This window comes from Peptacetobacter hominis (genome assembly GCF_006861675.1).
GTDB lineage: Bacteria > Bacillota > Clostridia > Peptostreptococcales > Peptostreptococcaceae > Peptacetobacter > Peptacetobacter hominis.
Genome location: NZ_SGJB01000022.1, coordinates 21,549 through 31,188, shown reverse-complemented (window position 1 = coordinate 31,188; position 9,640 = coordinate 21,549). Strand labels below are relative to the sequence as shown.

The window sequence follows — 9,640 nt, the reverse complement described above, 5'->3', positions numbered from 1 at the left end:
AGACAGACAGACAGACAGACAGACAGACAGACAGACAGACAGACAGACAGACAGACAGACAGACAGACAGACAGACAAATATAATTTTTATCAAAACAATAATAGAAACTCTAAAAAGCACAAATAAGTCTATTTATTTTTTATAAATAGGTTTATTTGTGCTTTTTATTTTTATCTAAATTGTTAAAACTCAAAAATTTTATATTAATTAATAAAGTATAAGGAGGTTAGTTTATGAAAAAAATATTATCTGTTTTTATGTCTTTTTTGATGGCATTTTCCATAATATTTCCAGTATCAAAAGCAGATGCAGAAAAAAAGAAAGATATAATTTATGGAACAGAACAAGTTTTGAGTGATGATAAATCAAGTGTAGAAATCAAACTTGATCTATCTACTGTTGATGATACAATCTCAATAAAAAATATAATTATGCCAGATCAAACTGAAAAGAAATATGAAAAAACAAAAGATATATCTTATAAAGTCGATGAAAATGGAAGATATCGGTTTGTAGTAATTTATGAAAAAGAAGATATTACAGCTGATGATGAAAATGATGCACTTGAATCAGAAACTAATAATGAAAAAACAAAAGAAGAAGAACAGAATAAGGAAACTCAAATAGATAATCTTCCAAATGACAAAGAAGAAACTGAAACAATAAAAGAAGATGAAAAGCTGGAAGAGTCTGAACATGGGGATTCAAATACTGAACAAACAAATTATGAAAATGATAGTGCTGATAATGCCGAAAATAAAGTTGATTCGCTTAATGAAAATAACAGTGAATATGATACAAATAAAACTTCTGAAGAAGATAAATCAGTTATATCTATAGAAAAACAAGCGCCTAATAAAGAGTCAGAAAAAATAACAACAAAGGAAGATAACAAAGATACAAAAGAAAAAGAGTCAATACAAAAGGTTGAAAAACAGGAAATAATATATGTTGATGTAAACTCTCTTGGTGAAAAATGGAGTCTTACAATAAATTATAGATTAAATTCAGATGATGGAAGTATGATAAATACTCCGTATAAAGGAGAGTTCAAAAAAGGTGAAACTTATGAAGTAACTTCACCAGAAATAAAAGGTTTTAAGTTAAAAGATGAATCGCAGAAAAAAATAACTGGAAGTATAGATAAAGATACAGTAATAAATGTAATATATAATTACACTAGCCAGGAAACTACCAAATATACAATAAAATGTATTGATCAAGATACAGGTAAAGAAATAACGGAGCCTGTGGAAGAAAAGATAAGCCTTATCGATGGAGATGATAAAGAGATAAGTGTAAGTGTACCATATATAGAGGGATATCATCTTGCAGATGGTCAGAATACAACATTAGTGGTTACACCAGATGGAAAAGCTGTGAAAATATTTGAGTATACAAAAAATGATAGACCTTATATAATATTTAATACTCAAACAGAAGCAACTATGTCAGATGGAAGCGAACAAAAGATAGAAACTCAGGCAAGTTATGTTGCTCCAATAGTTGCAGAACCGGGAGAGGATATTAGTGATATGATATCAGAAGTTGCTAGCCCTACAGCGCAGGGTTATGAGTTTGCTGGATGGGATCAAAAATTGCCATCGACAATGCCTGACAGTGATTTAATTATAAATGCAAAATGGGAAGCTGGAGAAAGTGAATATACAGTACTTTATTGGTTTGAAAATGCAGATGATAATGATTATGAGTTAGATAAAGAGTACCAGATGGCATCAAACATTGAAGTAAGAAAAGGTATTACAGGAGTTGATGTTACAGCAACCCCTAACGATATAGCAAATGGAGAAAATCAAGAAGATACGAGTAGAAATAAATTCTATGGATTTGACTACTCGCACTGCGAAGATACAACTATTAAAGCCGATGGAACATCAGTACTGAATATATATTATAAAAGAGAAATATGGAAAATAAACTATATGGAAAAACCAGAAGGAGGCAATATTTGGAGAACTATAGAAGGGAAATATATGTCAAAAATTGGTGATAAACTTATTTCTGATGAAGAATTAAAAGAATACTATGGAGATAATTTTGCATATATGGCCAAATCTAAGGAAGGTAGTGATGCGGCTATGATGGAAAGGTTTGAAAATAGTAAATCTGCAACAACAGAATATGGAGAGCAAAATATATTCCCATATTATAGCGGAAATACATATAAATACCAGATAAGGCAGTTTGCGGATAATCCAAACGATTATTTTGGAGGAAATTTATTACTTATAAACACATCATATATATATTATGCTAAAGACTATGTTTCGGGGCTTAGATTATTTCCTCCAGATGGTTTTCAATGGGATGGTGGTAAGTGGAAAACTTCAAATACTGAAAATGGAATCAATAGTAAGAAATATAATGAAACAAATCCAAACGGCGAAGGAAATGATGGAAAGGCTATCTTTAGAGGAAATCCATATATATTACAATATATGGATATACAGATGACTAGGATAAAAAGTACATTAAACTATGTCAGCAATGGAGAAATGATACAAGGAATTACTAATGTTCCATACGGAAAAAATATTGATTTATCAGTAGTACCAAAAAATGGAGAACCAAATATGATATTTGCTGGATGGTACACAAATCCTGTGTTAATGAATGATAAAGATCCATTGGAAAGCTATACTATGCCAGCTAATGATTTAACTCTCTATGCAAAGTGGGTGCCAGTTGATATGACTGTCGAATTTGATTCGATGGGAGGTAGTGAAGTACCAAGTCAGACTGTAAAATATAATACAAAAGCAACAATTCCAGAAGAACCTACAAAAGAAGGATATCAGTTTGTTGGTTGGTATACAAGTCCAGAATATGAAACAAGATGGTCATTTGATAGAACTATTGAAAAAGATACGATATTATATGCAAAATGGGTAAAAAAATATACTGTAACTTATAAGGTAGAGCATATACTTGAAAAATCAAATGATGATGGAAGTATATCTAATGTTACATTTAAAAGTGTTTATAAAACAGGTATAGCAAATACAACAATAAATGAGGATGCCTTAGATATAGAAGATTCTTTATACCCTAAAGATTCATATTTCAAACCTGGATATGAATCAAAGTCCTTGACATTATCTACAAATGAAGATAGTAACGTTATAAAATTTTATTATAAAGATATGGAAAAGAAAGAATATACAGTTTCATATAGAGATGCTGATACAGGACGGGATTTATGCGGATTAATTGATGAAAAAAATACTCATGATGAGAATGAAGCATGTGAAAGATATTTAACTCTTGATTCAAGAGTTATTGTAAATGCAAAAGAAATAAAAGGATATGACCTTGTAAGTGATGAACAAATAAGTAGAGAACTTGGGTCTAGAAGTTTTGTAAATGGTGAAGTAGTAATACCGGATTCAAATAAAATAGTATTTATGTATGAAAAAGAAGGCACTAATCCGCCGGTAGATCCAGAGGAACCAGATAAGCCAGTAGATCCAGAGGAACCAGATAAGCCAGTAGATCCAGAGGAACCAGATAAGCCGGTAGATCCAGAGGAACCAGATAAGCCAGTAGATCCAGAGGAACCAGATAAGCCGGTAGATCCAGAGGAACCAGATAAGCCAGTAGATCCAGAGGAACCAGATAAGCCGGTAGATCCAGAGGAACCAGATAAGCCAGTAGATCCAGAGGAACCAGATAAGCCGGTAGATCCAGAGGAACCAGATAAGCCAGTAGATCCAGAGGAACCAGATAAGCCGGTAGATCCAGAGGAACCAGATAAGCCGGTAGATCCAGAGGATTCTAATATACCTGAAAATAATGAAGTTCAGGATTCACCTAAAACAGGGGATACAGGTATATATATTTATACAGTTGTTCTATTAAGTTCTGGGGCAATATTTATATTTATGAATAGGAGAAAAAAGTTTAAAGAAAAAATTTAAAAAATAAAAAAGTCTACAGTAGCTAAATTAGTACTGTAGACTTTTTTTATTTACATATTCTTAACTGCAGCAGTAAGTCCAGGAACAAGCTGTTTCTTTCTAGAAACGCATCCTTCAACAAATACACCCTGAGCAGCATCAACTTTGAATGCATCAGCTATAACTGCATCTGGAGCTTTGTATAGAAGATAAGATCCCTCTTTTATTATATCTGTAACAGCTAAAACTAAAAGATCGAAATCAGTTCCGTTTATATACTCAAGGAACTGGTCCTGCTTAGCAAATACAGAATCAGTATCTAGAGTGAATACCTGACCTATACCAACGTTTTTACCTTCCATATCGAATTTTTTGAAGTCCATGTTTACTATTTCTTCTATTGAATACTCATCAAGAGAAGTTCCGTATTTGAACATGTCCATAGCGTATTTTTCCATATCAACTTTTGTTATTTCTGCAAGCTCTTTACATGCAGCTTTATCTAATTCAGTTGTAGTAGGTGATTTGAATATTAATGTATCAGAAAGTATTGCAGACATCATAAGACCTGCTATTTCATAAGGAACCTCAACGTTGTTTTCTTTATACATATTGTATATTATAGTTGAGCTGCATCCAACAGGCATTATTTTAACCATTAGAGGTACATCTGTTTTTATTCCTCCAAGTTTGTGGTGGTCTACTATCTCAAGTATATTTGCTTCTTCAAGTCCGTCAGCACTCTGTCCATATTCGTTGTGGTCTACAAGTATAACGTCTTTTCCTGCAGCTGATTCAAGTATAGCCGGTTTTTCAACCTTGAAGTAGTTAAGAGCATATTCAGCCTCTTTTCTTACTTCTCCAAGAACATAGGCAGTTGCCTCCTGTCCTAATGCATTTTTCAGGTTAGCATATGCTATAGCTGAGCATACTGAATCTGTATCAGGGTTTTTGTGTCCAAAAACTAATAAACTCATGTTATTATCTCCTTTCGCAATTGAATATTTATTTTTTACAGATTTATTATACCATAATTGAAAAGGGAATAAGTCTATTATTTTGGCAATATATGTTCTTATGAAATTTATTTACCATAAATATATATTTTAGGAAGTGTTGTATACAATTAATTAAAGATAAAACATAAATATTGTAAATAGATAAAAGTTATAGCAATAAAAATGATAAAAAAATAACCAATATATATTCAAAGAAAACGTTTAAACTAATATATTCGGGATATAGGCAAAAAATAGACGTTAAAAATGTTAAAAAAATATCGAAAAATGTGTTGACATTGGGATGAAAGGGGGATATTATATACACATAAGGTTGCTGAACAAGGAAAAACCTTAGAAATAATAATTTGATAATTAACAAACTATAAAAACCGATAATAATTTATTTAATTCAAATAAATTGCTGAAAGAAGTATCAAAGAGTTTTAATAGGATGATTAGGAGGCGTAAAAATGACAGGTAAAGAAAAAGTAGTTAAAGAAGCTGTTAAAAAGACTGTTAGTCCAGCAATAGTTAACGACAAGGAATCATTTGAAATCAGACTTAAAGAAGTAAGAGAAGCTCAGAAAGAGTTTGCAAAAATGAATCAGGAGCAGGTTGATAAAATATTCAAAGCTGCTGCAGTTGCTGCAAACCAGGCTAGAATACCTCTTGCAAAAATGGCACACGAAGAAACTGGAATGGGAGTAGTTGAAGATAAAGTTATCAAAAACCACTTCGCATCTGAATATATATACAATGCATACAAAAACGAAAAAACTTGTGGAGTTATAGAAAAAGACGAAGCTTTCGGTTTCACAAAAATAGCTGAACCAATAGGTGTTTTAGGTGCAGTAATACCTACAACAAACCCAACTTCAACAGCTATATTCAAAACTCTTATAGCTCTTAAAACAAGAAATGCTATGATGATATCACCTCATCCAAGAGCTAAAAAATCTACTATAGCAGCTGCAAAAGTTGTTCTTGATGCAGCAGTTAAAGCAGGTGCTCCAGAAGGAATAATAGCTTGGATAGATGAGCCATCACTAGAACTTACAAACCTTCTTATGGCTGAATCTGATACAATATTAGCAACAGGTGGACCAGGAATGGTTAACGCTGCATATTCTTCAGGAACTCCAGCTATAGGTGTTGGTGCAGGTAACGTTCCAGCAATACTAGATGAAAGCTGCGACATGAAAATGGCAGTAAGTTCAATAATAATGTCTAAATCATTCGATAATGGTATGATATGTGCTTCTGAACAGTCAGTAATAGTACCAGAAAAAATGTACGATGCAGTTAAGAAAGAATTTATATTAAGAGGTTCTTATGTTCTTACTGCAGAGGAAGCAGATAAAGTAAGAAAAGTAATAGTAAATGAAAAAGGTGCATTAAATGCGGCAATAGTTGGTCAGAAACCTTGTACAATAGCTAAAATGGCTGGTGTTACAATACCTGAATCAGCAAGAATAATGATAGCTGAGGTTGAAGAAGTTGACTTCGTTGAACCATTCGCTCACGAAAAATTATCTCCAATCCTTGCAATGTACAAATACAAAACTTTTGATGAAGCAGTAGCAAAAGCTGAAAGACTTGTAGAGCAGGGTGGATACGGACATACTTCAGCATTATATGTAGATACAGTTAAACATCCAGAAAAAATAGAACAGTTTACAGCTGCAATGAAAACTTGTAGATTAGTTATAAACTCTCCATCATCTCACGGTGGTATAGGTGATTTATACAACTTCAAATTAAAACCATCTCTAACACTAGGTTGTGGATCTTGGGGTGGAAACGCAGTATCAGAAAACGTTGGAATAAAACACCTTATAAACATAAAAACTGTAGCTGAAAGGAGAGAAAATATGCTTTGGTTCAGAGCTCCTGAAAAAGTATACTTCAAAAAAGGATCTATGGGAGTTGCTATGAGAGAATTCAAGGAAGTAATGGATAAGAAAAAAGCATTCATAGTAACAGACTCATTCCTATACAAAAACGGATACACTAAACATATAACAGATTTATTAGATGAAATGGGTATAACTCACACTACATTCTACAATGTAGCTCCAGACCCAACACTTGAATGTGCTCAGGAAGGTGCAAAAGCTATGACAGCTTTCGAACCAGACCTTATAATAGCAGTAGGTGGAGGTTCAGCAATGGACGCTGCCAAAATAATGTGGGTATTATATGAGCACCCAGAAGTTGACTTCCAGGATCTTGCAATGAGATTTATGGATATAAGAAAAAGAGTTTACACATTCCCTAAAATGGGTGAAAAAGCTTACTTCTGTGCAGTTCCAACATCAGCAGGTACAGGATCAGAAGTTACTCCATTCGCGGTAATAACTGATCAGGATACAGGAATAAAATATCCTCTAGCTGACTACGAATTAATGCCAAATATGGCTATAGTAGATGCTGACTACATGATGGAAATGCCAAAAGGATTAACAGCTGCATCAGGAATAGACGCATTAACTCATGCTTTAGAGGCATATGTATCAATGCTTAGAACTGAGCCAGCTGATGGTATGGCTCTTCAGGCTGGTAAAGCAATATTCAACTATCTTCCAAGAGCATATAAAAATGGAAAAGAAGATCCGGAAGCAAGAGAAAAAATGGCAATAGCTTCTACAATGGCTGGTATGTCATTCGCGAATGCATTCCTTGGTGTATGTCACTCAATGGCTCACAAATTAGGAGCATTCCATCACATAGCACACGGTGTTGCAAACGCACTTCTTATAACAGAAGTTATAAAATACAACTCTGTTGATGCACCAGCTAAGATGGGTACATTCCCTCAGTACAAATATCCTAACACATTAGAAAGATACGCTGAATTCGCATCATTCTGTGGAATAAAAGGAAACACTGACAAAGAAAAAGTTGACAATCTGGTAAAAGCTATAGAAGACTTAAAAGCTGAACTTGGAATACCTAAAACTATAAAAGAAATGGGTATAGATGAGGCTAAATTCCTTGAAACACTAGACGAAATGACTGAGCAGGCATTCGATGACCAGTGTACAGGAGCAAACCCAAGATATCCATTAATGAGTGAAATAAAAGATATGTATCTAAAAGTTTACTACGGAAAATAAGATATACAAAACTACCGCAACTGATATAGATAACCTTAAAACAGTATATACATAAAAAAGAAAGACCGGAAATTTTCCGGTCTTTCGTATTTTTATTAAAGTGGATCAAATATTCTATCGAATATAACTTTTTCATAATCATTTTTTATTGAAATTACAGAATGAGAGTAATCTATCTCAAAATTAGCAAATGCAGATAATAAATCTATATCTCTAAGCATATGTACAGTCATTACATAACCTTCTTTTGTTATTCTGAGTATTATAGCCCTCACAAAAGGGAACTGGATTCTCGAATGAAACATTTTGCTGTCTGATGCATTTACATCTACGCTTCTATAGTTTATATCGAGAAAAATATCCATATCATTTTCGTCTTCCCTTATTATTCTGTATTCGAAGTCTGTATCAAGTCTCAGCTTTCCAAAAGTAAGCATATAATCACCTATCTCTTTTTAAGGAATTTTGGTCCAAGATATTTTCTGATTTCATCTTCCGGAGAGAAGTCGTCTATCAGTATTTCTTTTCCGGTATCTTCAAATACTACAAGTACTTCACAGTCTCCCTGAAGGAAGAACTTTCTAACAGTCTCTTCTTTGACCTCTCTTACTTTTACTATGTTTTTCTTTTCCTTTTCAAAGTCTTTTGTATAATATGAACCCATCATATTTATAAATTTTGTATATCTGTTCATCTGATTTCCTCCTCATTAAAAATTAAACTTATTTATGTTATAATTATAGCTATATTATAAGGTATATAAGTATTTTGTGCCATAGATTTATATTATGGCTTTTGATATTATTGCGGAGGAAATAAAATGGCAGGAATTAAAAAACATGAAATAGAAAAAGCTATAGAATTTGCTGAAAAAAACGGCATATTTGAAAAGCTGAATGAAATATACAATGATGTACCAACTGGAAAATGCAGTGGATGTGCAAAATGCTGTATGGAATCTGTTGGAACAGGACTTTCTGAGTTTCTGAATATATACAGATATCTTCAGGAAAGACCGGAAAAATACAGACACTATATGAAGAAGGTTTTGGATTATTATTTCTTTGAGTACAAAGAAAAGAAAAAATGTCCTTTTCTGGATGAAGACAACAGATGTGGTATATATGAGGTAAGACCGTTAAACTGCAGGATATTTGGCCATTGGGAGAAAGAGGACTACAACATAAATCTGGAGTCTATAAAAGAAAAAAACAGGGACTACAGAGATCTTATGAAGTCTAGATACGGATTTGAGATAAACGAGGATGTTGTAGAATACAGAATAGAATACTGTGAGAATTTTGTACCGGATAGCGGAAAGTATTTATCAAAATCTGAAAGACTTGAGTATTCGGACAGAATGATGATACTGGATTCAAAAATATTTGCAGGAGATGCCATAGATATAGATTTCAGGGACAGGGGAATAGTTGAGTATTTTATAGATTCCATGTTTTTTACAGACACATCTTACAATATAAAAATAAGAATGTCTCAGGATTGGAAGAAAGCCGATAAAATCATGAAAAAACTCCTTGTAATAACTGGAATCAGATAACCGGCATAATAACAGAAATAATATAATATATAAATAATGTGAAATTT

At 32.9% G+C, this 9,640-nt stretch carries 6 protein-coding genes; 3 read left to right on the top strand and 3 right to left on the bottom strand.

The window, feature by feature from the left end; genetic code table 11:
• Nucleotides 1-234 precede the first annotated feature (234 nt).
• The gene (locus tag EXD82_RS09815; protein ID WP_142536743.1) at nt 235-3,939 is read left to right on the top strand and encodes an InlB B-repeat-containing protein; all 3,705 of its coding nucleotides are present in this window, start codon (nt 235-237) and stop codon (nt 3,937-3,939) included.
• A 50-nt stretch (nt 3,940-3,989) separates the two neighbouring features.
• Here EXD82_RS09815 and EXD82_RS09810 read toward each other — a convergent pair whose 3' ends face one another.
• Nucleotides 3,990-4,895 carry a manganese-dependent inorganic pyrophosphatase gene (locus EXD82_RS09810; RefSeq protein ID WP_142536742.1) on the bottom strand — a complete coding sequence of 302 codons (906 nt, stop codon included), beginning with the start codon at nt 4,893-4,895 and terminating at the stop codon, nt 3,990-3,992.
• Between the two features lie 494 nt (nt 4,896-5,389).
• Between EXD82_RS09810 and adhE the strand changes: the two genes are divergently transcribed.
• Nucleotides 5,390-8,035, top strand: a complete 2,646-nt coding sequence (gene adhE / locus EXD82_RS09805) for a bifunctional acetaldehyde-CoA/alcohol dehydrogenase (protein WP_142536741.1) — start codon at nt 5,390-5,392, stop codon at nt 8,033-8,035.
• A 95-nt stretch (nt 8,036-8,130) separates the two neighbouring features.
• Here the strand turns inward: adhE and EXD82_RS09800 are convergent, their stop codons facing one another.
• Both EXD82_RS09800 and EXD82_RS09795 read right to left on the bottom strand, forming a co-directional pair.
• Nucleotides 8,131-8,472: a hypothetical protein gene (locus EXD82_RS09800; RefSeq protein WP_142536740.1), complete on the bottom strand. Its 342-nt coding sequence runs from the start codon at nt 8,470-8,472 to the stop codon at nt 8,131-8,133.
• 8 nt (nt 8,473-8,480) lie between these two features.
• Nucleotides 8,481-8,729: a hypothetical protein gene (locus EXD82_RS09795; RefSeq protein ID WP_142536739.1), complete on the bottom strand. Its 249-nt coding sequence runs from the start codon at nt 8,727-8,729 to the stop codon at nt 8,481-8,483.
• Between the two features lie 126 nt (nt 8,730-8,855).
• Here EXD82_RS09795 and EXD82_RS09790 point away from each other — a divergent pair, with 126 nt between their 5' ends.
• Nucleotides 8,856-9,593 carry a YkgJ family cysteine cluster protein gene (locus EXD82_RS09790; protein ID WP_142536738.1) on the top strand — a complete coding sequence of 246 codons (738 nt, stop codon included), beginning with the start codon at nt 8,856-8,858 and terminating at the stop codon, nt 9,591-9,593.
• The last annotated feature ends 47 nt before the right edge of the window (nt 9,594-9,640 follow it).

Bases quoted from the DNA above. Each gene is read 5' to 3' on its own strand.
- EXD82_RS09815 (WP_142536743.1), top strand. From the start codon at position 235: ATGAAAAAAATATTATCTGTTTTTATGTCTTTTTTGATGGCATTTTCC.
- EXD82_RS09810 (WP_142536742.1), bottom strand. From the start codon at position 4,895: ATGAGTTTATTAGTTTTTGGACACAAAAACCCTGATACAGATTCAGTA.
- adhE (WP_142536741.1), top strand. From the start codon at position 5,390: ATGACAGGTAAAGAAAAAGTAGTTAAAGAAGCTGTTAAAAAGACTGTT.
- EXD82_RS09800 (WP_142536740.1), bottom strand. From the start codon at position 8,472: ATGCTTACTTTTGGAAAGCTGAGACTTGATACAGACTTCGAATACAGA.
- EXD82_RS09795 (WP_142536739.1), bottom strand. From the start codon at position 8,729: ATGAACAGATATACAAAATTTATAAATATGATGGGTTCATATTATACA.
- EXD82_RS09790 (WP_142536738.1), top strand. From the start codon at position 8,856: ATGGCAGGAATTAAAAAACATGAAATAGAAAAAGCTATAGAATTTGCT.